The 25638-nt window shown below is 30.5% G+C and carries 28 protein-coding genes; all 28 read left to right on the plus strand.

Going from position 1 to position 25638, the window contains the following annotated elements; translation table 11 throughout:
* Positions 1–91 precede the first annotated feature (91 nt).
* Complete coding sequence (locus QMG30_RS21200; protein WP_281818989.1) at positions 92–592, plus strand: YceD family protein; 501 nt, start codon at positions 92–94, stop codon at positions 590–592.
* Positions 593–607: 15 nt separating this feature from the next.
* Positions 608–784, plus strand: coding sequence for a 50S ribosomal protein L32 (gene rpmF, locus QMG30_RS21205; RefSeq protein ID WP_281818990.1), 177 nt, complete (start codon positions 608–610; stop codon positions 782–784).
* Between the two features lie 191 nt (positions 785–975).
* A complete protein-coding gene (plsX, locus tag QMG30_RS21210) occupies positions 976–1977 on the plus strand; it encodes a phosphate acyltransferase PlsX (RefSeq protein WP_281818991.1) in 1002 nt (333 codons plus the stop codon).
* A gap of 24 nt (positions 1978–2001) precedes the next feature.
* On the plus strand, positions 2002–2238 hold the full coding sequence (acpP, locus tag QMG30_RS21215) for an acyl carrier protein (RefSeq protein ID WP_281818992.1): 237 nt from the start codon (positions 2002–2004) through the stop codon (positions 2236–2238).
* 60 nt (positions 2239–2298) lie between these two features.
* Positions 2299–2985, plus strand: a complete 687-nt coding sequence (gene rnc, locus QMG30_RS21220) for a ribonuclease III (protein ID WP_281818993.1) — start codon at positions 2299–2301, stop codon at positions 2983–2985.
* A gap of 310 nt (positions 2986–3295) precedes the next feature.
* On the plus strand, positions 3296–6856 hold the full coding sequence (smc, locus tag QMG30_RS21225) for a chromosome segregation protein SMC (RefSeq protein WP_281818995.1): 3561 nt from the start codon (positions 3296–3298) through the stop codon (positions 6854–6856).
* Positions 6857–7163: 307 nt separating this feature from the next.
* Positions 7164–8123 carry a signal recognition particle-docking protein FtsY gene (gene ftsY / locus QMG30_RS21230; protein ID WP_281819021.1) on the plus strand — a complete coding sequence of 320 codons (960 nt, stop codon included), beginning with the start codon at positions 7164–7166 and terminating at the stop codon, positions 8121–8123.
* A 125-nt stretch (positions 8124–8248) separates the two neighbouring features.
* Positions 8249–8620, plus strand: coding sequence for a YlxM family DNA-binding protein (ylxM, locus tag QMG30_RS21235; protein WP_281818996.1), 372 nt, complete (start codon positions 8249–8251; stop codon positions 8618–8620).
* A gap of 27 nt (positions 8621–8647) precedes the next feature.
* Positions 8648–9994, plus strand: a complete 1347-nt coding sequence (gene ffh / locus QMG30_RS21240; protein ID WP_281818997.1) for a signal recognition particle protein — start codon at positions 8648–8650, stop codon at positions 9992–9994.
* A gap of 58 nt (positions 9995–10052) precedes the next feature.
* A complete protein-coding gene (gene rpsP, locus QMG30_RS21245; protein ID WP_281818998.1) occupies positions 10053–10298 on the plus strand; it encodes a 30S ribosomal protein S16 in 246 nt (81 codons plus the stop codon).
* A gap of 18 nt (positions 10299–10316) precedes the next feature.
* Positions 10317–10547, plus strand: a complete 231-nt coding sequence (locus tag QMG30_RS21250; RefSeq protein ID WP_113674772.1) for a KH domain-containing protein — start codon at positions 10317–10319, stop codon at positions 10545–10547.
* A gap of 125 nt (positions 10548–10672) precedes the next feature.
* Positions 10673–11179, plus strand: coding sequence for a ribosome maturation factor RimM (rimM, locus tag QMG30_RS21255; protein WP_281819001.1), 507 nt, complete (start codon positions 10673–10675; stop codon positions 11177–11179).
* A complete protein-coding gene (gene trmD / locus QMG30_RS21260) occupies positions 11179–11925 on the plus strand; it encodes a tRNA (guanosine(37)-N1)-methyltransferase TrmD (RefSeq protein ID WP_281819003.1) in 747 nt (248 codons plus the stop codon). Before rimM ends, trmD begins: the two co-directional genes overlap by 1 nt.
* Positions 11926–12000: 75 nt before the next feature.
* Positions 12001–12351: a 50S ribosomal protein L19 gene (gene rplS / locus QMG30_RS21265; RefSeq protein WP_281819004.1), complete on the plus strand. Its 351-nt coding sequence runs from the start codon at positions 12001–12003 to the stop codon at positions 12349–12351.
* A 210-nt stretch (positions 12352–12561) separates the two neighbouring features.
* Positions 12562–13095, plus strand: a complete 534-nt coding sequence (gene lepB / locus QMG30_RS21270; protein ID WP_281819005.1) for a signal peptidase I — start codon at positions 12562–12564, stop codon at positions 13093–13095.
* Between the two features lie 96 nt (positions 13096–13191).
* Positions 13192–14043: a ribosome biogenesis GTPase YlqF gene (ylqF, locus tag QMG30_RS21275; protein WP_281819006.1), complete on the plus strand. Its 852-nt coding sequence runs from the start codon at positions 13192–13194 to the stop codon at positions 14041–14043.
* A 167-nt stretch (positions 14044–14210) separates the two neighbouring features.
* On the plus strand, positions 14211–14933 hold the full coding sequence (locus tag QMG30_RS21280; protein WP_281819007.1) for an HD domain-containing protein: 723 nt from the start codon (positions 14211–14213) through the stop codon (positions 14931–14933).
* Between the two features lie 245 nt (positions 14934–15178).
* A complete protein-coding gene (gene rnhB / locus QMG30_RS21285) occupies positions 15179–15940 on the plus strand; it encodes a ribonuclease HII (protein WP_281819008.1) in 762 nt (253 codons plus the stop codon).
* Positions 15941–15981: 41 nt separating this feature from the next.
* A complete protein-coding gene (locus tag QMG30_RS21290) occupies positions 15982–17598 on the plus strand; it encodes a hypothetical protein (protein ID WP_281819011.1) in 1617 nt (538 codons plus the stop codon).
* 27 nt (positions 17599–17625) lie between these two features.
* Complete coding sequence (locus tag QMG30_RS21295; protein WP_330680813.1) at positions 17626–17901, plus strand: EscU/YscU/HrcU family type III secretion system export apparatus switch protein; 276 nt, start codon at positions 17626–17628, stop codon at positions 17899–17901.
* Between the two features lie 14 nt (positions 17902–17915).
* Entirely contained in the window at positions 17916–18269 is a 354-nt protein-coding gene (locus QMG30_RS21300; RefSeq protein WP_281819012.1) for a YraN family protein, read from the plus strand.
* 32 nt (positions 18270–18301) lie between these two features.
* Entirely contained in the window at positions 18302–19129 is an 828-nt protein-coding gene (gene pgeF, locus QMG30_RS21305) for a peptidoglycan editing factor PgeF (protein ID WP_281819013.1), read from the plus strand.
* 27 nt (positions 19130–19156) lie between these two features.
* A complete protein-coding gene (locus QMG30_RS21310; protein ID WP_281819014.1) occupies positions 19157–20470 on the plus strand; it encodes a DUF512 domain-containing protein in 1314 nt (437 codons plus the stop codon).
* Positions 20471–20483: 13 nt separating this feature from the next.
* Complete coding sequence (der, locus tag QMG30_RS21315) at positions 20484–21815, plus strand: ribosome biogenesis GTPase Der (protein ID WP_281819015.1); 1332 nt, start codon at positions 20484–20486, stop codon at positions 21813–21815.
* Complete coding sequence (plsY, locus tag QMG30_RS21320; RefSeq protein WP_281819016.1) at positions 21816–22427, plus strand: glycerol-3-phosphate 1-O-acyltransferase PlsY; 612 nt, start codon at positions 21816–21818, stop codon at positions 22425–22427. It abuts the gene before it with no gap.
* A gap of 27 nt (positions 22428–22454) precedes the next feature.
* Positions 22455–23453, plus strand: coding sequence for an NAD(P)H-dependent glycerol-3-phosphate dehydrogenase (locus QMG30_RS21325; RefSeq protein WP_281819018.1), 999 nt, complete (start codon positions 22455–22457; stop codon positions 23451–23453).
* Between the two features lie 186 nt (positions 23454–23639).
* Positions 23640–23927 (plus strand): hypothetical protein, encoded by a 288-nt coding sequence (locus QMG30_RS21330; RefSeq protein WP_281819019.1) that lies wholly within the window; start codon positions 23640–23642, stop codon positions 23925–23927.
* A gap of 179 nt (positions 23928–24106) precedes the next feature.
* Positions 24107–25585, plus strand: a complete 1479-nt coding sequence (gene spoIVA, locus QMG30_RS21335; RefSeq protein WP_281819024.1) for a stage IV sporulation protein A — start codon at positions 24107–24109, stop codon at positions 25583–25585.
* Positions 25586–25638: the final 53 nt, after the last annotated feature.

Genomic DNA, 25638 nt, shown 5'->3' on the forward strand with positions numbered 1-25638 from the left:
AATGTTGACAAAAGTATAATTGATATGTATAATTACATGTGGTTATTTTATACGTTTCCCTGTCAAAAAATAATATGATTGGGGTGTTGATATGAAGTTTAATTTAACTGATTTATTATCCAATGACCGGATGAATAAAAAGATATCTACTGATGTTAGCATCAATGAATTTAAATTTGGTGGAATTACTTACCGAACAGCTGATCTCGTTCATATTGACCTTGAGATTACTAATCTTGGGTACAAAGAAATTAAGGTGGAGGGATCGGTAAAAGGAACACTTAAGATTCCTTGTGATAGATGCATGGAAGAAGTAGATTATAAAGTCGAAACTAATTTTTCTAAAGACATCAAATTTGATGATGATAATGAAGAAAAAGTTCAGTATATTGATGGATACAATCTTGATTTAGAGAAATTAGCTTTAAATGAATTAATCATTGATTTACCTATGAAAGTATTATGTAGCGATACATGCAAAGGTATTTGTAATCAATGTGGAACTAATCTCAATAAGGGTACTTGTAACTGTGATAATAGTGAAATAGACCCTAGATTAGCTGTATTTAAAGATTTATTTAAAGAGTTTTAAGGAGGTGTCACAACAATGGCAGTACCAAAAAGAAAATCTTCAAAAGCTAGAAGAGACAAACGTAAAGCTAACTGGAAATTAACTGCACCTAATTTAGTAAAATGCAGTAAATGTGGGGAATTAGTTATGCCTCATAGAGTTTGTAAATCATGTGGAACATACAAGAATAAAGTAGTTATTGAAACTGAATAATTATAAGGCAGCTTACGCTGCCTTTAATTATTTAGCTACTTTGATAAATTTAGCAAGTTTGAATTATTAGAAAATAATATATATGATTACCTCAAATACGATTAGCTATTCTAGAAATTTTCAAATATATGTTGAAAATATGGTAAAAATTTAGTATAGTATTTTTAGAATGTAGATTAGAGGGTGTAATGATGCAAGAAATGATAACTGTTGCAGTTGATGCAATGGGTGGCGATAATGCCCCAAACGCAATAATTAAAGGCTGTATTGAATCAATAAATGATGATAGTCACATAAAGATTTATTTAGTGGGTAATAATATTATCATAAATGAACAACTAGCAAAGTACACATATAATAAAGAACAACTAGAGGTAGTAGATGCAAAAGAGATTATTGATACTTGTGAATCTCCTGTTATGGCTATTAGACGAAAAAAAGATTCTTCTTTAGTGAAAGCTTTTAATCTAGTGAAAGATAAGAAAGCAAATGCTTTAGTATCTGCTGGTAGTACTGGAGCTATACTTGCTGGAGGAACTTTTATAGTAGGCAGAATCAAGGGAATCGAAAGACCTGCTCTTGCTCCACTAATTCCTAATAAAAAGGGAGTGTCATTACTGATTGACTGTGGTGCCAATGTAGATTCAAAAGCAAGTTATTTAGTTCAATATGCTAAAATGGGTTCTATCTACTTTGAGAATGTGATGGGAGTGAAGAATCCAAAAGTTGCATTAGTTAACATTGGTGAAGAAGAGTCCAAAGGGAATAACTTAGTGAAAGAAGCTTATTCTTTACTAAAGAATGAGGATATCAATTTTATAGGTAATATCGAAGCTAGAGAAATACCTGAAGGAAAAGCTGATGTTCTTGTATGTGATGCTTTTGTTGGTAACATCATTTTAAAGTATACTGAAGGATTTGCCTTAACTTTGTTCAGTATGCTAAAAAAACATTTATTGAAAAATTTCAGATCGAAAATTGGAACATTATTACTAAAGCCAGCTTTAAAAGATTTTAAGAAAAGTTTTGATTATACTGAGTATGGTGGAGCACCATTACTTGGTTTGGAAGGTTTAGTTGTTAAGACACATGGTAGTTCAGATTCAAAAACGATTAAGAATACAATATTGCAATGTAAAAAGTTTTCTGACCAACAAATTAATGATAAAATAAAAGAAAACATAAAAATCTAATTAATAAAAAAGGGGGCAAATTAAATGGAATTTGAAAAATTGGTTTCAATTATATCTGAATTTACAAATGTGGATGAATCACAAATCACAAAAGATACAAAATTCGTTGATGATTTGAATGTTGATTCATTGGACTTAGTTCAAATAATTATGGCTCTAGAAGAAGAATTTGATATTGAGATTGATAATGAGCAGGCAGAAAAGATTGTAACAGTAAATGATGCAGTCGAAGCAATAAATTCTCAAATTAATAACGACTAATGGAAGCCCTTACAACAAGGGCTTTGCTTTTAGATAACCATAACGAAGGAGGAGAACATATTGAGAAATAAATACAAAAATTTAAACGACTTTCAAAAGATTATCAATTATAAGTTTAAAAATGTAAAATTATTATCTCAAGCATTAACACACAGTTCATATGCTAATGAACACAAAATGTCTAAATTTGAAAACAATGAAAGACTAGAATTTTTAGGTGATGCAGTTCTTGAAATCGTAACAAGTGATTTTTTATTCAGAAAATATACTGATATGCTGGAAGGCGAATTAACTAAATTTCGGGCTAGTATTGTATGTGAACCAACATTAGCTAATTTCTCCAATGAAATAAAATTAGGAGAATACATTAGACTAGGTAAGGGTGAAGAAAATTCTGGAGGTAGATTTAGAGCATCAGTTTTATCAGATGCAGTAGAGTCATTGATAGGGTCTATATATCTAGACGGTGGACTAGAATCTGCTAGACAGTTTATTCTAACTACATTATTGAATGATGTTGAAAAAAGAAAATTATTTATCGATAGTAAAACCCATCTACAAGAGATCATACAAAAAACTAGTGAAGAACCAATTGAATACATAATAGTTAAGGAAAAGGGACCTGATCATAATAAATTATTTATGGTAGAGGTAAGACATGAAGGAAAAGTGATAGGTTATGGAAGAGGTAGAAGTAAAAAGTCTGCTGAACAAGATGGAGCGTATGATGCGATTAAGAATATCTAATTATATTCAATTGACAGTGTACAATTGACAACTATCAAAAAGAAATTTGAGTTAATAATTGTCCATTGTTCATTGCCAATCAATTTACATTATAGTTAAACATGACATAATTTGAATAAAAATGCTAGACACTTCTCTTGAAAAAATATTAGTGCAGGACAATACCTAATTGTTCTGCACTAAAAAAGCAACTACGTGATTTATTCTCATCTTATAGGAAAATCCTATTTTGTTCTGGAGAATATTTCTAATGCTCCTATTCCATATGTTGAAAGTAAAAATTTCCTGTAGTACAAGAAAAGGAGATAATATGTACTTAAAAAACGTTGAATTACAAGGATTCAAATCCTTTGCTAATAAGATTAATTTTGAATTTAATGAAGGAATAACAGGAATTGTTGGTCCTAATGGTAGCGGTAAGAGTAACATAGCAGATGCTGTACGTTGGGTTTTAGGTGCTCAAAGTGCTAAACAGCTAAGAGGTTCTAAAATGGAAGATGTTATTTTTGCAGGTACTGAAAACAGACGCCCTGTGGGATATTCCCAAGTAGATATAACTATAGATAATCATGATAAAAGAATGGCTATCGACTATTTGGAAGTAACCATATCAAGAAGGGTTTATCGTTCTGGTGAAAGCGAATTCTATATTAACAAAACACCATGTAGATTAAAAGACATTCATGAGTTGTTTTTAGATACAGGAGTAGGTAAAGAAGGATATTCTATTATTGGACAGGGTCAGATAGATAAAATTTTAAGTACTAAACCAGAAGACAGAAGAGACTTATTTGATGAAGCTGCTGGAATAGTTAAATTTAAGAGAAGAAAATCCGAAGCTTATAAAAAATTAGAAGAAGAAAAACAAAATCTTCTTAGGATAAATGACATTATAACAGAACTTGATAGTCAAAAAGGCAATTTGGAAGGACAAGCAGAAATAGCTAAGAATTACCTTCAGTTAAAAGAAGAATTAAAAAAACATGAAGTCAACATATTCATAACTGAATTTGAAAGATTAGATAAAAATATAAATGAAATAAGTGAAAAAGAAAAAAATGTTAATGAAGAAATTAATACAGTCAACAACAAATACGAAGAGATAAAATTGAAATATAATGAAATCAATACTTCTATACAGGATATGGGTAAGGAAATTGATACTAAGAAAGATGAAATTGCTGAAAATAATCTAGAAAAAGAGAGAATAGAAAACAATATTAACATTAATAACGAGCGTATTAGTTCCATAAGTGAATCGAATAATCGAATACAACAAAATATAAATCAATTGAATACTAAGAGTCAAGTTAATGTTGCTGATATAAAAGAGACAGATGAAGAAATAGTCAATCTGAAATCTCATATTGAATCATTAAACAAACAGTTAGTGGAGAAAGAACAAGAATGTACAGATGTATCTAATGAAATTGTAAGCAATGAAACTATGATTGAAGAAATTAAGACCAATATCATAGAAAGACTTAATGAGATAACGGTAGTAAAGAGTAAAATCCAAAGATATAGTACGATGCTAGAGAATATAGAAAACAGAAAAAATTTCTTGACTGATAAAATTAATAAAGTACATAATGACCAAACTGTTTTGAATGATAAAAAAGAGCAGTTGGAACAAAATATAAATGTTGCGCAAGAAGACTTAGTGTCTATAAAAAAACAATCTTCATCAACGGTTGAAAAAATAAAAGAGATTAATGAGCAAAAACATAATATAGATGACAAATTAAATATCCTTAATAAGGAAATCAATCAATACAAATCTAAATACAATGCTCTTAATGATATAACTGAACATTATGAAGGCTATAATTATAGTATAAGAAAAGTTATGGAGCATAAGACTAATAACAATATAGATTCAGTTCTTGGTGTAGTAGCTGATATTATTAAAGTCGATAAAAAATACGAAATAGCTGTAGAGACAGCTCTTGGTGGTGGTGTTCAGAACATTATTACAAAAGATGAAGAAACCGCTAAGAGAATGATTAATTATCTAAAGGCCAATAAATATGGTAGAGCTACTTTTTTGCCTTTGACTAGTATTAGAACTAGCAGAAACTATAATCCTATCACCAATGAAAAAGGGTTTATCGGCTATGGTAATGAATTAGTCATGTATGATGATATGTATGACAATATAATAAAATATCTTTTGGGAAGAGTAGTCATAGTTGATAATATTGATAATGCGGTTAGGCTAGCCAGAAAGTATAATTACAAATTGAAGATAGTTACACTTTCAGGGGAAGTATTAAATCCAGGTGGTTCGTTAACAGGAGGAAGTTACAAGAACAAAGCTAATAATTTCCTTTCCCGAAAAAGAGAATTGGACGAATATAAGCTTAGAATACAAGAATGTACAAGACAGTACAAGACTACCACTGAAAAACGTGAAGAAATAGTTGCGGAAAAAAATAGACTTTCCGTTAAATCCAAAGAATTGATTTCTAATGAGCATAATCTTAATATCAGATTGAATTCATTACAAATAAATCTTAATCAGATTGAAAAAGATACCGAAAAACTGCAACAAGAAATTAATGACAGTAAAGTAGAATTTGATGAATTGAATTCTCAGAACCAAGAACTAACTGCAACTACAGAAAAATATAATGAAGAGTTAAATGGTACTGAAAATGAAAATACTGATGCAGAAGATAAGGTTATAAGTTTAACACAAATAATTCAAGAAAAAAAAGCAGTAAAAGATTCTTTATCTGATGAAATAACTAATGTGAAAATAGAATTGACATCTACAAGACAAAAATTGAATAGTTCTCAAGATAATATCGACAGATTGAAAAAAGAGCTAGAAGATATCAAAGAACAAAAAGATGAATTTATAGTAGAGTCACAAAACAATAAACAGGATATTGAATCAAAGATTAAACTTATAAATGATTATAAAGAACAAATAGAAGTCATAATTGATAAAATCAAGGCTATGGAAAATGAACTTAATCAACTAAATAAGAACAAAGAAGAATTATCAGCAAAACAGAACTCGTTATTTAGTGATAGAGAGAACTTAAGTGAAAAATCCAAGTTATTAGAAAAAGAGATCATGAGGCTTCAAAATTATAGAACTAAATATGAACTACAAAAAGAAAATACAACCAATTACATGTGGGAAGAATATGAATTGACTTTTAACATGGTTAATGAATATCGAGATGACCTTGGAAGCATAACCCAACTAAAAAGCAAAGTCAAAGAACTAAAAAGTAAAATCAAAGAATTGGGAGATGTGAATGTTAATTCTATAGAAGAATATAGAGAAGTAATAAATAGATTCAACTTCTTATCTGAACAAAAAGAAGACTTGATAGTGGCTAAAGAGAAGTTAATAGGTATTATCAGTGAACTTGATAAAGAAATGATTAAACAGTTCAAGTTGAAATTTAAAGATATACAATCACAATTTGACCTAGTATTCAAGGAACTTTTTGGTGGAGGAAAAGGGTTATTATATCTAGTAGATGAAGACAACATACTAGAATCAGGAATTAATATTATAGCACAACCTCCAGGTAAGAAATTACAGAGTATGATGCTTTTATCCGGTGGAGAAAGAGCATTTACCGCAATAGCTTTACTATTTGCCATACAAAGGTTAAAACCTTCTCCATTCTGTGTTCTTGATGAGATAGAGGCAGCACTTGATGATGCTAATGTAGAAAGATTCGCGAAATATTTACAGAAACTTTCAACTAAAACACAGTTTATCATTATTACGCATAGGAGAGGTACAATGGAAGCAGCAGATGCATTATATGGTATTACTATGCAAGAAAAAGGTATATCCACACGAGTATCTGTGAAACTCATTGAAAGTGAATTAACAGGATAAAGACAAAAAATGTAAAACAGCTGTTTACAAATATTTAGGAGGAAATATGGGCTTATTTAACTGGAAAAAAAATAAAGCAAAAAAAGCAGAGAAGGAAAAAGAGATAGAAAAAGACAATTTAATCAACGATGATATAAATGAACAAGAAAATGTTGATATTGAAGAACAGCAACAATTAGAACAAGAAAATATATCAAACGAAGAACATCAATCTATAGAACAAGAAGATATATCAAATGAAGAACAGAGCTTACAAGATGTGAATACTGATGTAATTGAAGAACAAGTAATTGAAGAGGATACCAACATGGAGGATCAAAATGATACTCCAGAAGAAGAAAAAGGTAAAAATAAAAAAGGATTCTTTGGTAAACTAGTAAAAGGATTGACTAAAACAAGAAATAATATCTTAGGTTCAGTCGATCAAGTACTTAATTCTTTTACCAAGATAGATGAAGACTTCTATGAAGAGCTGGAAGAAGCACTGATTATAGCTGATCTAGGTGTAAATACTGCTATTAAGATTATGGAAGACTTAAAGTCAAAAGTGAAAGAACAGAAAATTAAAGATACAGCTCAAGTTAGAGAATTACTCATGGAAGAATTAAAGCAATTGATGAAAAACGATGGTGACATTTATGATTTTACTGAAAAGAAATCAGTCGTTTTAGTAATTGGGGTTAATGGCGTAGGTAAAACTACTACTATCGGTAAATTAGCTCACCAGTATAAAGATAATGGTAAAAAAGTCATATTAGCTGCGGCTGATACATTTAGAGCTGCTGCCATAGACCAATTAGCTGAGTGGTCCAATAGAGCAGGGGTTGAACTTATATCACAACAAGAAAATTCTGATCCTGGAGCAGTCGTTTTTGATGCTGTACAAGCTGCAAAAGCAAGAAATTCAGATATTCTCATATGTGATACAGCAGGAAGACTCCATAATAAAAAGAATTTGATGGAAGAGTTAAGAAAGATATTTAAGATTATAAACAGAGAATATTCTGAAGCGCATAAAGAAGTATTACTAGTCCTTGACAGTACTACAGGACAAAATGCTCTTCAACAAGCTAAACAATTCAAAGATATAGCTGATATCACTGGAATTGTGCTTACTAAACTCGATGGAACAGCAAAAGGTGGTATAGCTATCGCTATCCAAACGGAACTTAATATTCCAGTAAAATATATTGGTGTCGGAGAAGGAATTGATGATCTACAGAAATTTGATTCAGATGATTTTGTTAATGCTCTTTTTGACCAATAAATGACTTTATTCTTTTATGAAATATAAAATTATTATTAATTATGATAAATAACTTGACAACCATTACTGAATATCATATAATACCATCTGTAAAGTAATTAACCTTTACAGGTGGTGATTTAATTTTGAGTAATATTTTTAAGAAAACATTACTATATGATTTTTATGGTGAATTATTAACTAAGCACCAAAAAGGAATATATGAATTATATCATTTGAACGATTTATCTTTGGGAGAAATATCGGAACAGCTGGAAATTAGCAGACAAGGTGTTTATGATACATTAAAGAGATGTGATAGGCAACTTGAAAATTATGAAAACAAGTTACAGCTAGTTGATAAGTTTTTGATTAACAAACAGAATATCGAAAAGATCTATAGTGATGCAAGTGAAATTTTGGATGAATTGAGAAGTAGTGACCAGACTAAAAAAGAAATAGTAGATAAAATAGTTAATATACAGAAGACTTGCAATAGGATAATAGAAGAGTTGTAGATAATCTATAGAGTGGGAGGTTAGTTTATGGCATTTGAAAGTTTAACAGATAAATTTCAGAATATATTTTCTACCCTTAAGAAAAAAGGAAAACTTAATGAGCAAGATGTTAAAGCAGCTCTAAGAGAAGTTAAATTGGCATTACTAGAAGCAGATGTTAACTTTAAGGTTGTTAAAAAGTTTGTCAATACCATAAAAGAAAGAGCTGTCGGACACGAAGTTATGGAAAGCTTGACTCCGGGTCAACAGGTTATTAAGATTGTTAATGAAGAATTGATTAAATTGATGGGGGAAGAAAAAGCAGATTTGACTTTTTCAAAAGAGCCTCCAACAGTATATATGATGGTTGGTTTACAAGGAGCAGGTAAAACAACTACAACTGCTAAACTTGCAGGTAAACTCAAAAAAAGTGGGAAAAAACCTCTATTGGTTGCTTGTGATGTATATAGACCAGCAGCCATAAAACAACTACAAGTTGTTGGAGGACAGATAGATGTCCCTGTATTCACGATGGGAGACAAAAACAAGCCAGTCAATATTGCAAAAGCAGCTATTGAGTTTGCCGAAAAAAATGACAACAATGTTATTATTATTGATACGGCTGGTAGACTTCATATAGATGAAGACATGATGAATGAATTGATTGAAATAAGAGATACCATTAAGCCACAGGAAATATTATTGGTTGTAGATGCTATGACTGGACAAGATGCTGTCAATGTAGCTGAGAACTTTAATGAAAAAATAGGTGTTGATGGTGTAATCTTAACCAAATTGGATGGTGACACTAGAGGTGGTTCTGCACTTTCAGTAAGAGCAGTAACTGATAAACCTATTAAATTCGCTTGTATAGGAGAAAAACTTACTGATATAGAAGTATTTCATCCTGAAAGAATGGCATCTAGGATTCTTGGTATGGGTGATGTTTTGACACTTATAGAAAAGGCTTCCGAAGCGATTGATGCAAAGAAAGCTGCCGAGATGGAAAGAAAGTTTCGAAAAGCAGAATTTACTTTTGACGATTTCCTAGAACAGATGCAACAAGTTAAAAAACTAGGATCTATAGGTGATATTGTTTCCATGATTCCTGGTATGAACAAGCAGATGAAAGATGTTGAAATAGATGATAAGGAATTCATGAAAGTAGAATGTATGATACAATCTATGACACTGGAAGAAAGAGCTAATCCATCAGTAATCAATCCTTCTAGAAAAAGAAGAATAGCTAATGGCTCAGGTACTAATATACATGATGTCAATAGATTCATAAAGCAATTTGAACAGGCTAAAAAGATGATGAAACAATTTAGTGGTATGATGAATGGTAAAAAAGCTAAAAAAGGATTATTTAATAAATTTCCTTTTATGGGCTAGTTAATTAATTTTAGTTAGTCTAATATAGATTTTATTTTATTAGGGAGGTGAAACACTAATGGCAGTAAAAATGAGATTAAAGAGAATGGGTGCAAAAAAAGCTCCTTTTTATAGAATCGTAGTTGCTGATTCCAGATCACCAAGAGATGGTAAGTTTATAGAGCAAGTTGGCTACTATAACCCAACAACTAATCCTGTTGATTTAAAGATAAATGAAGAAGTTGCTAACAAATGGTTAAGTAACGGAGCTCAACCTTCTGATACAGTCAAAAGATTGTTAAAGCAAGCTGGAGTTGTAAAGTAATTGTTGGAGGTGTACAACATGAAAGAATTAGTGGAAGTTATCGCTAAAGCATTAGTTGATAATCCAGATGATGTTAAAGTAAATGAAATTGAGGGAGAACGCTCAATTATATTAGAGTTAAAAGTTGCACCTGACGATATGGGAAAAGTAATTGGAAAACAAGGTAGAATTGCTAAGGCTATAAGAACTGTAGTTAAGGCAGCAGCAACTAAAGAAGAAAAAAGAGTTGTTGTAGAGATTTTACAATAAGGTTAGGGATTCCCTAACCTTTTTATTATACTATAGGAAATATTTTTTATTAGAATAATGGATTCAGAGTTTATTCGAAGATTTTGGGAAAGATATATAATAAAAAAATATATGAAGGTGAGTGTATGGATTACTTTAATATTGGTAAAATAATAAATACACATGGTATCAAGGGTGCAGTTAAAATAATACCTTTAACCGATGAACCCAAGAGGTTCGAATTACTTGAATATGTGTATATAGACAGCAAGAAAAAATTACAGAAATATACAATTGAAGATATTAGATATTTCAAAAATCTAGTCATAATAAAATTTAAAGAACTAGAAGATATGACAAGTGCTGAAGCATTGAAAGAGTCAATAATAAAAATACCTAGAGAATTAGCCTTACCACTTGAAGACGATGAATATTATATTAGCGATCTAATAGGAATAGAAGTCAGTACTGACGATGGAGAAGATCTAGGTAATATAAAAGATGTTATAAGAACAGGAAGTAATGATGTATATGTAATAGAAGCTGATGATAAAAAAGAAATTCTGATTCCAGCTCTAAAACAATGCATAAAAGAAGTTGATATGGAAAATAAAACCATGGTAGTTTCATTACTGGAAGGATTGATTGATTAGTGAGATTTAACATAATGACATTATTTCCAGATATGATAAGACAAGGTCTAAATTCAAGCATTATAGGTAAAGCACAAGAAAAAGACTTGATTGAAATAAATACGATCAACATTAGAGATTATGCTTACAATAAACATAAGCAGGTGGATGATTATCCATATGGCGGAGGTGCTGGTATGGTTATGCAACCAGAACCTATTTATGAGGCATATAAGAACATAATAACTAAGAGTGAAGAAAAGCCACGGGTTATATATCTAACCCCACAAGGCAAAACATTTAATCAAGAAATGGCTATGGAATTATCGAAGGAAAAAGAGTTAACTTTCTTATGTGGACATTATGAAGGTATAGATGAAAGAGCTATCGATATGATAGTTACCGATGAGGTATCTATAGGTGACTATATACTAACTGGTGGAGAACTTGCTGTAATGGTTATGATAGATGCTATTTCAAGATTAGTACCTAATGTGCTATCTAATGAAGTGTCTGCTGAAACAGAATCATTCGACGATAATCTATTAGAATATCCACAGTATACAAGACCTGCTGTTTTCATGGATAAAAAAGTACCAGACATATTATTATCCGGACATCATAAAAACATTGATGATTGGAGAAGAGAGCAGTCTTTGATACGAACATATGAAAAAAGACCAGATCTATTAGAAAAAGCAGATCTTACAGATAAAGATAAGAAATTTCTAGATAAATATTGCAAATTAAAGGGAAGTATGTTATAGTAATTTAATGTGAGTACGGATGGTCCTCTGTTACATTAGTGTAATTAAGAACATCTAGATATTAGGAGGAAACACATGAACGATATAATACGTAAAATTGAACAAGAACAATTAAGAAAGAATGCTTTAACAGAGTTTAACGTTGGTGATACTATCAGAGTATATGCTAAGGTTAAAGAAGGTAACCGTGAAAGGCTACAAATGTTTGAAGGCGTAGTTATTAAAAGACAACATGGTAGTAACCGTGAAACATTTACAGCAAGAAGAATTTCTTATGGTGTAGGTGTTGAAAAAACTTGGCCATTACATTCACCAATTATCGATCATATCGATGTTGTAAGACATGGTAAAGTAAGAAGAGCTAAACTTAACTACTTAAGAGACAGAATCGGTAAAGCTGCTAAAGTAAAAGAATTAATTAGATAATAAGATTATTTCAATACGCAGTTTAACTAAGGATTTTAGCTATAATAGTTACATGGTATAGTTTAATGGCTATTGTGATGATTAATATGACTAGTAAGGGACTTAGTACTATGTATTAGTCCCTTTTTGTTTTTATTTAGGATTATATTAAGAATAACTTTATGTAATGTTTATTGTAAGTTTCATTCTTATGAAAGAAGGGTGTAGGACATGAAGAATTCATTAGGAAAAGAGATATTGAGTTGGGTAATTGATATCGGGATTGTATTAGTTGTAGTCTTACTTATAACAACATTTGTATTTCAAAAAACTAACGTTATTGGACAATCGATGCAACCGACACTTCATAATGGTGACCATGTAATAATAGATAAAATTAGTTATAGATTTAGAGATCCAAAACAATACGATATTGTTGTTTTCCCGTATAAAAAGAATCCATCACAGAATTATATCAAAAGAATCATTGGATTGCCAAATGATATAGTGGACATAATAGATGGAGAAGTATATATTAATGACGTAAAATTAGATGAAAAATTTGACATAATAGATGATAGCAAATTAGGTAACAGAGAATTCCCGTTTACTGTTCCTAATGGAGAATATTTTGTAATGGGAGATAATAGAAACAATAGTTCAGACAGTAGATATACTGACGTTGGAACAATAAGTAAAAAAGACATAATAGGAAAAGCAGGACTTAGAATATGGCCGTTAGGAGATATCGGTTTTGTTAAGTGATAATTAATAAGAAAAATAAAGGAGCAGCATTGCTCCTTATTTAATATATTGTTGTTCTAAGAGATATTTTAGAATAATGAAAGGACAGAATACTATATGAATATACAATGGTACCCAGGACACATGACAAAAGCTAAACGTATGATGCAGGAAAATATAAAACTTGTTGATGTGATTATTGAGTTGATTGATGCAAGAGTACCAATAAGCAGTAGAAATCCTGATATGGACAATATAACAAGAAATAAACCGAGAATTATTGTACTGAATAAAATTGATTTAGCTGATAGAAGTAAAACAGAAGCATTCATAAAATGGTATGAAAACAAAGGATTTAGTGTTGTACTTGTCAATTCCAAAAACGGTAAGGGAATTAATCAAGTAATAAGCAAAACTTATGAACTTTGTAAAGATAAAATTGAAAGAAATAAAAAGAGGGGCTTGATAAATAAACCTGTCAGAGCAATGGTTGCAGGTATACCTAATGTAGGTAAATCAACCTTTATTAATAAACTAGTTGGAAAAGCTAGTGCCAAAACTGGAAATAAACCAGGAGTGACAAAAGGAAAACAATGGATTAAGTTAAAAAAAGACATAGAATTATTGGATACACCAGGAATATTATGGCCGAAATTCGAGGATAAGCAAGTTGGTATTAATTTAGCGCTGATAGGTTCAATTAAAGATGATATATTAAATATCGAAGAATTGGCATTGATATTGATTGAATTCCTAAAAGCGAATTATAGTGATCAATTACTAAAAAGATATAAATTAGCAAACATCGAAGATTTAGAACCTATAAATGTATTAGAGAATATAGGGAAAAATAGGAATCTAATAAAATCAGGAAATGAAATAGATTTAGGTAAAGCAGCAATTATTTTAATGGATGAATTTAGAAATGGAATACTTGGTAAAATTACTTTAGAAACAGTTGGATTATAATCTGACTGTTTTTAAGTATTGAGAAAGTAAATGTCAATAAGCATCAATTTATATAGATATTTAATTATATTTAAGAAGTATAAAATATGAGATATCACAACTTAATCTAATAATATATCTAATTAAGGGAGAAAATATAATTAAATATATTATAGGAGTTGTTTTGTATGAAGAATCTAAATAATTTATTTGATGAATTCAATTATCATTTATTGAATGATATTAAACCATCGAATTACTTTGATAGAATGTTACTTGAAGAGAAGAAAATTTATAATAATAGTCCACTCAAAATTTTAATTGACTTAAGAAAAATACAGCAGAATCCCAAATATCATCCCGAAGGAAATGTATATAATCACACTATGGAAGTGGTTGATAGGGCAGCTAGGATTAAAACTCTTAGTAGTGATGATAGAATATTCATGTGGGCCGCATTATTACATGATGTAGGCAAAATAACTACTACTAAGATAAGAAAAGGAAGAATCACTTCATATGACCACGATAGACAGGGCGAAAATATTGCCAGAAATTTCTTATTAGATTATACTCATGATACAATATTCATCAATAAAGTTGTCAAGATGGTAAGATGGCATATGCAGCCATTATTTATTTGTAAAGAACTTCCATTTGCAGAAATCGAAAATATGATAAAGGAAACAAGTGTGACCGATATAGCATGTATTTCACTATGCGATAGATTAGGTAGGGGTACTATGTCCATAGAAGAGACAAATAAACAAATGAATTTTATAATCAAATTCTTGAATATATGTTATGAAAGAAATATTGATGAAAAAGAAAAAGCGAGAATTGGAATAGTTAAGAATTATTTGATTAATGAAATAAATGAAATAAAAGATGCTAGCAAAATACAATTTTAATGTAATAATTTTAATTAATAATAATTACAATAATTGTTGATGAGTATTTGGCAAAAGTGTATAATTGAATATATGTTTATAAGATTTAATTCGTATATATTAACAAATATATATAGATATCAATATTCACTAGACTTAACCAATTATAAGAAATTAATAATGTGTGAAAACCAATAGTAGATATTTGCTAGATGATTTTTAACATTAATATGATATATTTTATTAAAAGGAGATATAAAACTATAATGACTAAAATGACAATTTCCGATATAAAAGATATGCTTGATAACGTACCAATATGTTATTTAGAAAATAAATTGAATATGTTAAAGGTTGATGAACGTTTGGGTGTCAAGAAATTGATTGATAGGTACGAAAAGAAAATTGCAGATTATGAAAAAGAAATAGAGCGTACTGACAAGATGAAAACCTATGAAAATAAATATCCAGATAAAAAATACATATGTGGAATAGATGAAGTTGGAAGAGGCCCTTTATCAGGACCAGTAGTCAGTGCAGCAGTTATTTTTCCTAAAGATGTAGACATATTGTATATAAACGATTCAAAAAAATTGACAGAAGCAAAGAGAGAACAGTTATATGACATTATAATGGAAAAAGCTATTTCTGTAAGTGTAGGTATGTCGAGTGTAGAAGTCATAGACGATATTAATATATTAAATGCAACTTATGAATCAATGATATCTGCCATCAGTAAACTTGAAGTTGAACCAGATATGGTATTAGTTGATGCTGTAACGATTCCAAAAATTCAGATACCTCAAGAAGCTATTATAAAAGGTGATGCAAAAAGTATTTCAATTGCAGCGGCAAGTATAATTGCAAAAGTATATAGAGATAGATTGATGAAAGATTACGATGAACTTTTTCCAGAGTATAAATTCGCTAAGAATAAAGGCTATGGTACGAAAGAACATATAGAAGCATTAAAAGAATATGGAGCATGTCCTATACATAGAAGGTCTTTTATTAAATCTATATTGTAATATAATGCTGCAAATTACTTTATATGAGAGGATGAGTGATTATGCGGGTTAATTATAATAGACAAATCAATAAGGTAATTGACATTTCCAAAATCTCTAGAGTCAGTGGTAGAGAGTTCCAGAAGGGACAAATATTAAAAGGAGAAGTACTTGATATAAAACAAAAAAACATATTGATAAGATTGGCTAATTCCACTGTAATAACAGCTAAATTAACTGATCAGATGGAATTTAGTATCGGTCAAAAAGTTATGTTTCAAGTAAAAGAATCCAATATGGAACAGATTCTTCTAAAACCTATTATGGATGAAAGTTCTAATCCAAAAAGCAATAAGTTATCACAGATTTTAGAAGAAGCGAATGTTACCGTAAATAATAAAAATATTGAAATAGTCGATAAGCTTCTAAATAACAATATGAAGATTGATAAAGAGTTCATTAATAAGATACTAACGCTGACTAGACAATTCAAAGATACTGATGTTGATAAATTAATATTACTTTTAAAAAATGATATTCCAGTAACGGAAGAAAATATAGAACAACTCAACAATTATATAAAAAATAACAATTCCATCAAGCAAGATATGATAAGTCTAGCGAACCATATTATAGATGATGAACATATAAATGTGGATGTTAAACAGAAATTGATAAATATTTTTACATATAGTGACAGTGACTTCAGTACTGTAGATACTAAGAGTAGTTCAGAAGATATGAGTCTTAATGTTGGTAGCCAAGAAGTTAGTGAAATGGTTGATGCAAAACTAAATAGTGAATTCGTTAAAAACCAACAAGTATCCACTGATGTCATATCAAACCAAACCAATGATGTAAATATGGAAAAACTCGGAGATATTCTATCACAAGAAGGTATTGATGAGTTGAAAGATGAAATAAATAATACATATACATTAAAAGGTAATAATACATTAGATCTATCAAAAGATTTAACTATGGAAAAATTACAGCAAGAAATATTTGCCCTTGAGATTAAAGAAGAAATCAAGAAGCATATTATGAATAATATTACCAATAGATTATTAAAGACTGCTGTAGACAAAAACATATATCTATCCAAAAATGCTCTTAATGATCCAAAACTAATTAATGAATACTTTAATGATATATATAATAAAGTCGTAAATATACTTAAATTGACACAAGGTACAATGAACGGGAAGAATAGTGCCATATCAAAAGATGCTGCAAAGATAAAAAACAACATAGAATTCATGAACAATCTTAATAGCAATTTTAATTATGTTCAACTACCATTTAAATTCAATAATAAACTCGTAGGTAGTGAACTATATATTTTTGAAAACAAAAAAAGTCCTAGAAAAAAGGCTAACAATAATTCGATATCAGCTTTACTGAGACTTGATTATGTGAATTTGGGACATATTGATGTATATATAAACAAACTTGAAAAAAACATAGAATTGAAATTTTATGTAGATGATGATAAAACGAAAAATGTTATAGACAATCATATTATCAACCTTCATAAAAAAATAATCAGCTATGATTACAATATAATGGGACTGACTGTTATTAATAATAATAAGAATTTTGATTTCGTAAAGGATTTTATGAAAAGGAAAAGTGATAATAAAAGTGTTAAGAGATATACATTTGACATGAGAGTGTAAACTTAAGTAATAGAGGTTGGTGTTATAGTGCATAAGAACAAAATAAAAAAAGCGGCTGCATTAAAATATGATGTTAACGAAACAGCTCCTTCTGTCATCGCTAAGGGAAAAGGTATAGTAGCAGATAAGATACTTGAAAATGCATCAAAAGTTGATTTGCCTATCTATAAAGATGAAGAACTGGTAGATGCCTTGACAAAACTAGATATCGGGGATATGATACCACCTGAATTGTATCAGATAGTAGCTGAAATTCTAGTATTCGTAGGCGATTTAGATGATGTTTATAAAACTATGTCATAGGTATAGGTGATTTTATGGGAACAAACAATAGAGCAGTTGGGAGTAAAGGTGAAGAGATAGCAACTAGATTTTTGATTGAAAAGGGATATAGGATACTTGACAGAAATTATAGATGTAGATTCGGAGAAATAGATATCATAGGCAGAGACAAGAATTATCTTGTTTTTGTAGAGGTTAAATATCGTAGAAATACTGAAAAAGGATATCCTATAGAAGCTGTGGGATATCATAAACAAAAACGGATAATAAAAACGGCGATGTACTATACTAAAATAAAGCACATGTATAATTTTGATATTAGATTTGATGTAGTTGAGATAATTAACGATAAAATAAGAGTTGTTAAAGATGCATTTAATTGTAATTAGAAAGTTATATATGGATGGAAAGGTTGTGCAAAATGAATTCAGAAGTGTTTAAAGTGAACAGAGCAGACGATCTGGTATATTTAACGATTCCTGCATTTGATAACGCAAGAATCACTAACCATTGTTTTAGTACTAGACTTGGAGGTGTTAGCGATGGGATTTTTAAGAGTATGAATCTTGGGTTTAATAGAGGAGACTTAGACGAAAACGTTAGAAAGAACTTTGAGATATTGTGTAGTAGTGTAGGTATTAATTATAAAGACTTGGTTTTTTCTAATCAAGTACATAGAGATGTTATTAAAGTAATATCAAGTAAGGATAAAGGCAAAGGTATATTTAAAGAGAGTGATATTGAAGGTGTTGATGGATTAATAACTAACGAGTCTAAGGTTCCTCTAGTAACTTTTTTCGCTGATTGTGTACCACTCTATTTTTTAGATCCAATAAAGAAGGTAATAGCCTTGACACATGCTGGATGGAGAGGTACGGTTCTTAAGATAGCAGCTAAAACTATAAACAAGATGGTTAGTGAATTTAATTGTGATGTCAAGGATATACTTGTTTGCATAGGTCCATCAATTGGACCGTGCTGTTTTGAAGTGGATATTGAAGTTGTCAATGAATTTAGAAAGATATTTGATGAAGATAGTCAGAAAAAAATTATATCTGATGGAATAAAAAATAAATATTTAATTGACTTATGGACTGCTAATAAGTTAATATTACTAGATGTAGGAATAAAAACAGAGAATATCACTATTACGGATATCTGTACTAAATGTAGCAAAGACGAAATGTTTTCCCATAGAGGAAGTAATGGCAAAAGAGGCAGTCTAGCTGCTATAATGGAGCTTAAGTAGTGGTATGACTGAAGGGAATGACTTTAAATGAAAGATAGTTTTCATAAGGTTATACATGTAAAAGAAGACAGTATTGCCTATGAACTCGGAATACAACCTGGTGATAAATTAATATCAATCAATAATCAATCAATTGAAGATGCTCTTGATTATCATTTTTTTGTAGATGATGATTATCTTGAAGTACTTATCTTAAAAGATAATGGTGAAGAGTGGTTACTTGAGATAGAAAAGGATTATAATGAAGGATTAGGCATTGAATTCGAAAATGATCTAATGGATGAATATAAATCATGTAGCAATAAATGTATTTTTTGCTTCATAGACCAGCTACCAAAAGGTATGAGGGATACACTTTATTTTAAAGACGATGATTCAAGATTGTCTTTTCTACAAGGTAATTATATTACACTTACCAATATGAAAGATAAGGATGTTGACAGATTAATTAAATATCATTTATCACCTATTAACATATCCATACATTCAATGAATATGGAACTAAGAAAAAAGATGTTGAACAATAGATTTGCAGATAGATTGATTGCATATATGAAAAAATTCTATGATGCAGGTATAACAATGAACGGACAAATAGTTCTTTGTAAAGGAATAAATGATGGTAAGGAACTGGATTATTCCATAGATAAATTAAGAGAATTCATACCACATATGCAAAGTGTATCAGTTGTTCCTGTAGGACTTTCCAAATACAGAAATGGACTATATGAACTTGAGTCTTTTACTAAGGAAGATGCAAACCAAGTACTTGATATCATTCATAAATGGCAAGATATCATATATGAGGAGAAAGGGACTCATTTTATTCATGCTGGTGATGAGTTCTACCTTATGGCAGAAAAACCTATTCCAGATGAAAATAATTATGACGGTTATCTGCAATTAGAAAATGGCGTAGGTATGTCAAGGTTATTGATTGATGAGTTTGAATTGTGTTATAATGAAATTGGTACCAATGACCAATTAGAAAAAAACATATCAATAGTGACTGGGATACTAGCTTATGACATGATAAGAGCTATGGTGGAGAAATTAAATAAGAAATTTCCGAAAGTTAAAGTAAACATCTATCCTATTATTAATAATTTCTTTGGGCATAATATAACCGTATCAGGATTGCTTACAGGAAAAGATATTATTGAGCAGTTGCAAGATAAAGAACTAGGGGATAAATTACTTTTACCTTGTAATGTACTAAGAAGTGGTGAAGAAACTTTACTTGATGATGTTACAATAACGGATATAGAAAACACTTTACAAGTGAATGTCGCTGTTGTAAAATCAACTGGACAAGATTTTATTAGAAATATATTAGGATAAGGAGTACTTATATATGAGTAGACAGGTAGTGGCCATAGTAGGAAGACCCAATGTAGGAAAATCTACTTTATTTAACAAATTAGCAGGATCTAAGATATCTATTGTTGAAGATACACCAGGTGTTACTAGAGATAGGATATATGCAGATGTAGATTGGTTGAAATATAATTTTACCATGATAGATACTGGAGGAATTGAGCCTACTACAGATGATAAAATGCTTTCTTATATGAGAAAACAAGCTGAGATAGCTATTGAAACGGCTAATGTCATTATTTTTGTAGTTGATATCAAAACAGGGCTTACTGATGCGGATTATAAAGTTGCAGATATGCTTAGACGTGCACATAAACCAGTTGTTCTATGTGTTAACAAAGTTGATAATAGACAAAAACTACAATACGATGTATTTGAATTTTATAATCTAGGATTAGGCGAACCTTATGCAGTATCTTCTGCACAGTCTACAGGAATAGGTGATATGCTAGATGAAGTAGTAGCACATTTTGACGAGGAAGATGTTGATAATGAAAAAAGCGATATACCTAGAATAGCAGTAATAGGAAAACCTAATGTAGGAAAATCCTCATTAATCAATAAACTCCTTGGTGAAGAACGAGTTATAGTAAGTGATATTGCAGGAACAACCAGAGATGCTATTGATACTGTAGTCAAATATGACGGAAACGAATATATTTTTGTTGATACTGCGGGCTTAAGGAGAAAGAATAAAATAGAAAAAGAAGGACTAGAAAGATACAGTATAATAAGAACTGTCACAGCTATAGAAAATGCGGATATTGTTGTATTATTGATTGATGCTATAGAAGGAATCACTGAACAAGATGCCAAGATAGCAGGGATAGCGCATGAAAGAGGTAAAGGTGCCATTATAGCTGTCAATAAATGGGATGCTATTGAAAAAAATGATAAAACTATGTACAAGTATCTTAACGACGTTGATACTACCCTTAGTTATATGACTTATGCTCCCAAAATCTTTATTTCTGCATTGACAGGGCTTAGAATCAAGAGATTATTTGAGAATATTGATATTGTTATCCAAAACCATGCTCTTAGAGTTTCTACAGGTGTTCTTAATGATGTACTATATGATGCAACTGCTATGAATCAGCCTCCTTCTGACAAAGGTAAGAGGTTGAAGCTATATTATATAACACAAGTTTCTATTAAACCACCTACTTTTATTATATTTGTGAATGACAAGAGTCTGATGCATTTCTCTTATAAGCGTTATATTGAAAATAGGATAAGAGAATCATTTGGTTTTATGGGAACTCCAATTCATTTTATTATAAGAGAAAGAAAGGAAAAGGATAAATAGATGAAGATAATTGCTAGCTTATTAATTGGTTATCTTATTGGATGTTTCCAATCAGCTTATATCATCAGTCGTGTTAAAGGACAATTGGATATAAGAAAATATGGAAGCGGTAATGCAGGAACTACCAATGTTATTAGAGTTGTGGGCTGGAAAGCAGGAATAATTACATTTTTTATGGATGTATGTAAAGCTGTTATAGGGGTGTTAGTTTGTTCCTTTATCTTCGATGATGTTCTTATGGGGTATTATGCAGGTGTTGGCGTTGTGATAGGTCACAATTGGCCTGTATTCTTAGGATTTAGAGGTGGCAAAGGAATAGCAGCAACCATTGGGTTGTTACTAGCAGTGGATGTAAGAATTGGTTTAATCATTATCGCATTAATGGCTGTTGTTATTTTTATATCAAGATATGTTTCACTTGGTTCAATATTAATGGCAATATCAATTCCGATTCTTATGGCAATATTTCATACTGATACGCCGGAATATATTATATTAGGTGTTATATTAATGATTTCTGCTCTATATAAACATAGAGCTAATATAAAAAGATTACTTAATGGTACGGAGAATAAGCTAGGACATAAAAAGGATTTATCTGAAAAAGAATAATATTATGATTTATGAGAGGTGATCAAAATGGCGGCTGTATCTGTTTTGGGTGCAGGAAGCTGGGGAACGGCTTTAGCTATATTACTAAACAGTAACGGACATAATGTTACCATATGGTCCATTATTGAAGACGAAGTAAAAGAATTAAATGAAACAAGAGAGAATAAATCAAAACTTCCAGGTATACATATTCCACAAGATATCACTATAACCAACAGTCTTGAAGAAGCGATTGATGATAAAGAATTACTTGTCATGGCTGTTCCTTCAAAATTTGTTAGAAATACAGCAAAGATGATGAAGCAGTTTGTTAGGGAAGATCAGATTATTGTTAACGTTGCAAAAGGTTTAGAAGATACTACACTATATACTTTGGCTCATGTTATTGGTGAAGAAATGCCTAATAATCATATTGCAGTATTATCTGGTCCAAGTCATGCTGAAGAAGTATCGAGGAATATACCAACTACTTGTGTTGCAGGTTCTAAAGACCATGAAACAGCTAAAAAAGTACAAGATATTTTTATGAACTCTAATTTTAGAGTATATACAAGTTCTGATGTAACAGGTATAGAAATGGGAGGAGCACTTAAGAATGTTATTGCTCTGGCTGCTGGAATTTCTGATGGTATAGGATACGGCGATAATACCAAGGCTGCACTTATGACAAGAGGTATAACAGAGATTAGCAGGTTAGGTATTGCTATGGGTGCTGATGAACAGACTTTCAGTGGATTATCTGGTATAGGAGATTTGATTGTAACATGTACAAGTATGCACAGCCGTAATAGAAGAGCTGGTATATTAATAGGAAAAGGGTACAAATTGCAAGAAGCACTAGATGAAGTTAAGATGGTAGTCGAAGGTGTATACACAGCAAAAGCGGCCCTTGATCTATCTATTAAATATAAAGTTGAAATGCCCATAATCAGACAGGTCAATGAAGTACTGTTTGGTGGTAAGGAAACTAAGAAGGCTGTTCAGGATTTGATGATTAGAGATAAGAAAATTGAATATACAAATTGATTTAATATAAGACTCCCCTTGGATAGACAGTAAATAATTATTTATCCAAGGGGATTTATTATGAATCAATAGGGACAGTCCCCAATGATTCAATATAATTCAGCAACTGTTTCTAGTTATATAATTATTTTTTAACATACCGTATCATTTCAAAATAAAGGAGTATAATAAAGGAGGTTATATGTAATGAAGAGTAAAAACATAAGATTAATCTTTGGATTCATATTTTTTATAATAGGTGGAGTAATATATGAATTTGAAAGATATCTGTATGTATTGATATGGAGGACAAGAAGTGATGCATTAATTAACTTAGGGGATGGACCCGCTAATTTTGCCCCTATTTTCAGTAATATAGTTGATTTTCGAACTAGCCCAAGTGTAGGAGATAACAAAATAGCAATAGCTTTTTTTATTATCGGTATTGTTCTTATTATAAGCAGTTTTTTTGGCGAAAGACATAAAATAAAATAGTTGTTTTTACATAACTCAGCCTTCTTGATAATAATCTATTATCAAGAAGGCTATAATTATCTGGTTGAATCAAAAAGGACCGTCCCCATTGATTCATAAAATATATATATAGGCTGTCATAATCCAACATATATATCATATATTTATATATAAGAATACTTATAGGGAGGATATATATGTTGGGAGAGTACGATATTTATAAAGATATTAGAGCTAGAACAAACGGAGAAATTTATATGGGAGTGGTAGGACCCGTTAGAACAGGTAAATCTACATTCATCAAAAGATTCATGGATTTATTAGTGTTGCCTAATATAGAAAATGTACATAGCAAGGAAAGAACACAGGATGAGCTTCCTCAAAGCGCAGCTGGAAAGACAATAATGACTACAGAGCCTAAGTTCATTCCTCAAGAAGCTGCAACAGTTACATTATCTGATGATGTTGAATTCAATGTAAGAATGATTGATTGTGTTGGGTATATGGTTGAAGGAGCTACAGGACATCTTGAGAATGATGAAGAAAGAAAAGTAAAAACACCTTGGTTCAATTATGATATTCCATTCACTCAAGCGGCTGAAATAGGAACTAAAAAGGTTATTAACGATCATTCGACTTTAGGAATCGTTGTAACTGCTGATGGTTCATTTGGAGAAATACCAAGAGAGAATTATATAGAGGCAGAAGAGAGAACAATTGACGAGTTGAAGAAATTGAATAAACCTTACGTTGTGATTCTGAATTCCCTTAGACCATATTCAGACGATACTACTTTGACAGCATCTGAATTGGAAGATAAATATAATGTTCCTGTATTACCTGTTAACTGTGACCAGTTGAAAAAAGAAGATGTCATTAAAATATTAGAAAGCGTTTTATTGGAATTCCCATTATCAGAAGTTAATTTCAATGTACCTAAATGGATTGAAATGCTAGACAATGACCATTGGTTAAAAGCTTCATTAATTGATTCAGTAAAAGATATCATGTGTTCAGTTGATGCAATCAGAGACCTTAAAAAAGAAGATACCCTAATTGTAGAAAATGAATATATAACTAAAGTAAAATTAGATAAGATTGACCTATCCACAGGATGTGCAGATGTTGACATCAACTTTAATGATGACTATTACTATGATATTCTAAGTGACCTCATGGGAACTGAAATAAAAGGTGAATATCAATTCATGTCACTAATCAAGAAATTAGGTAGAGTAAAAGAAGAATACGATAAAGTATCAGCAGCACTTAATGAAGTAAAAGCAAAAGGTTATGGAATTGTTACACCAATGGTTGATGAATTATCATTGCAAGAACCAGAAATCGTAAAACAAGGCAATAAATTCGGTGTTAAATTAAAAGCGAGTGCACCAACCATTCATATGATCAAATGTGATATCCAGACAGAAGTTTCACCAATAGTAGGAACAGAAAAACAAAGTGAAGAACTTCTTAACTATTTGATGAGTGAATTCGAAACCGATCCAACTAAGATATGGGATACTAATCTTTTCGGAAAATCGTTACATGATCTAGTTAATGATGGCCTTCAGAACAAGATCTATAGAATGCCTGATGATGCTAGAGACAAATTGCAGGAGACATTGCAGAAAATCGTTAATGATGCCAATGGAGGAATTGTTTGTATTATAATCTAGAATATGGGTATAATAATAAATGACGTAAGGTACTTATTATGAAGACACCTAAG

The organism is Vallitalea longa (assembly GCF_027923465.1).
Taxonomy (GTDB): Bacteria; Bacillota; Clostridia; order Lachnospirales; family Vallitaleaceae; genus Vallitalea; species Vallitalea longa.

What these genes read in the sequence shown, in the direction of transcription:
- QMG30_RS21200 (WP_281818989.1), top strand. Translation starts at nt 92, where the DNA reads ATGAAGTTTAATTTAACTGATTTATTATCCAATGACCGGATGAATAAA.
- rpmF (WP_281818990.1), top strand. Translation starts at nt 608, where the DNA reads ATGGCAGTACCAAAAAGAAAATCTTCAAAAGCTAGAAGAGACAAACGT.
- plsX (WP_281818991.1), top strand. Translation starts at nt 976, where the DNA reads ATGCAAGAAATGATAACTGTTGCAGTTGATGCAATGGGTGGCGATAAT.
- acpP (WP_281818992.1), top strand. Translation starts at nt 2,002, where the DNA reads ATGGAATTTGAAAAATTGGTTTCAATTATATCTGAATTTACAAATGTG.
- smc (WP_281818995.1), top strand. Translation starts at nt 3,296, where the DNA reads ATGTACTTAAAAAACGTTGAATTACAAGGATTCAAATCCTTTGCTAAT.
- ftsY (WP_281819021.1), top strand. Translation starts at nt 7,164, where the DNA reads ATGGAGGATCAAAATGATACTCCAGAAGAAGAAAAAGGTAAAAATAAA.
- ffh (WP_281818997.1), top strand. Translation starts at nt 8,648, where the DNA reads ATGGCATTTGAAAGTTTAACAGATAAATTTCAGAATATATTTTCTACC.
- rpsP (WP_281818998.1), top strand. Translation starts at nt 10,053, where the DNA reads ATGGCAGTAAAAATGAGATTAAAGAGAATGGGTGCAAAAAAAGCTCCT.
- QMG30_RS21250 (WP_113674772.1), top strand. Translation starts at nt 10,317, where the DNA reads ATGAAAGAATTAGTGGAAGTTATCGCTAAAGCATTAGTTGATAATCCA.
- rimM (WP_281819001.1), top strand. Translation starts at nt 10,673, where the DNA reads ATGGATTACTTTAATATTGGTAAAATAATAAATACACATGGTATCAAG.
- rplS (WP_281819004.1), top strand. Translation starts at nt 12,001, where the DNA reads ATGAACGATATAATACGTAAAATTGAACAAGAACAATTAAGAAAGAAT.
- lepB (WP_281819005.1), top strand. Translation starts at nt 12,562, where the DNA reads ATGAAGAATTCATTAGGAAAAGAGATATTGAGTTGGGTAATTGATATC.
- ylqF (WP_281819006.1), top strand. Translation starts at nt 13,192, where the DNA reads ATGAATATACAATGGTACCCAGGACACATGACAAAAGCTAAACGTATG.
- QMG30_RS21280 (WP_281819007.1), top strand. Translation starts at nt 14,211, where the DNA reads ATGAAGAATCTAAATAATTTATTTGATGAATTCAATTATCATTTATTG.
- rnhB (WP_281819008.1), top strand. Translation starts at nt 15,179, where the DNA reads ATGACTAAAATGACAATTTCCGATATAAAAGATATGCTTGATAACGTA.
- QMG30_RS21290 (WP_281819011.1), top strand. Translation starts at nt 15,982, where the DNA reads ATGCGGGTTAATTATAATAGACAAATCAATAAGGTAATTGACATTTCC.
- QMG30_RS21300 (WP_281819012.1), top strand. Translation starts at nt 17,916, where the DNA reads ATGGGAACAAACAATAGAGCAGTTGGGAGTAAAGGTGAAGAGATAGCA.
- pgeF (WP_281819013.1), top strand. Translation starts at nt 18,302, where the DNA reads ATGAATTCAGAAGTGTTTAAAGTGAACAGAGCAGACGATCTGGTATAT.
- QMG30_RS21310 (WP_281819014.1), top strand. Translation starts at nt 19,157, where the DNA reads ATGAAAGATAGTTTTCATAAGGTTATACATGTAAAAGAAGACAGTATT.
- der (WP_281819015.1), top strand. Translation starts at nt 20,484, where the DNA reads ATGAGTAGACAGGTAGTGGCCATAGTAGGAAGACCCAATGTAGGAAAA.
- plsY (WP_281819016.1), top strand. Translation starts at nt 21,816, where the DNA reads ATGAAGATAATTGCTAGCTTATTAATTGGTTATCTTATTGGATGTTTC.
- QMG30_RS21325 (WP_281819018.1), top strand. Translation starts at nt 22,455, where the DNA reads ATGGCGGCTGTATCTGTTTTGGGTGCAGGAAGCTGGGGAACGGCTTTA.
- QMG30_RS21330 (WP_281819019.1), top strand. Translation starts at nt 23,640, where the DNA reads ATGAAGAGTAAAAACATAAGATTAATCTTTGGATTCATATTTTTTATA.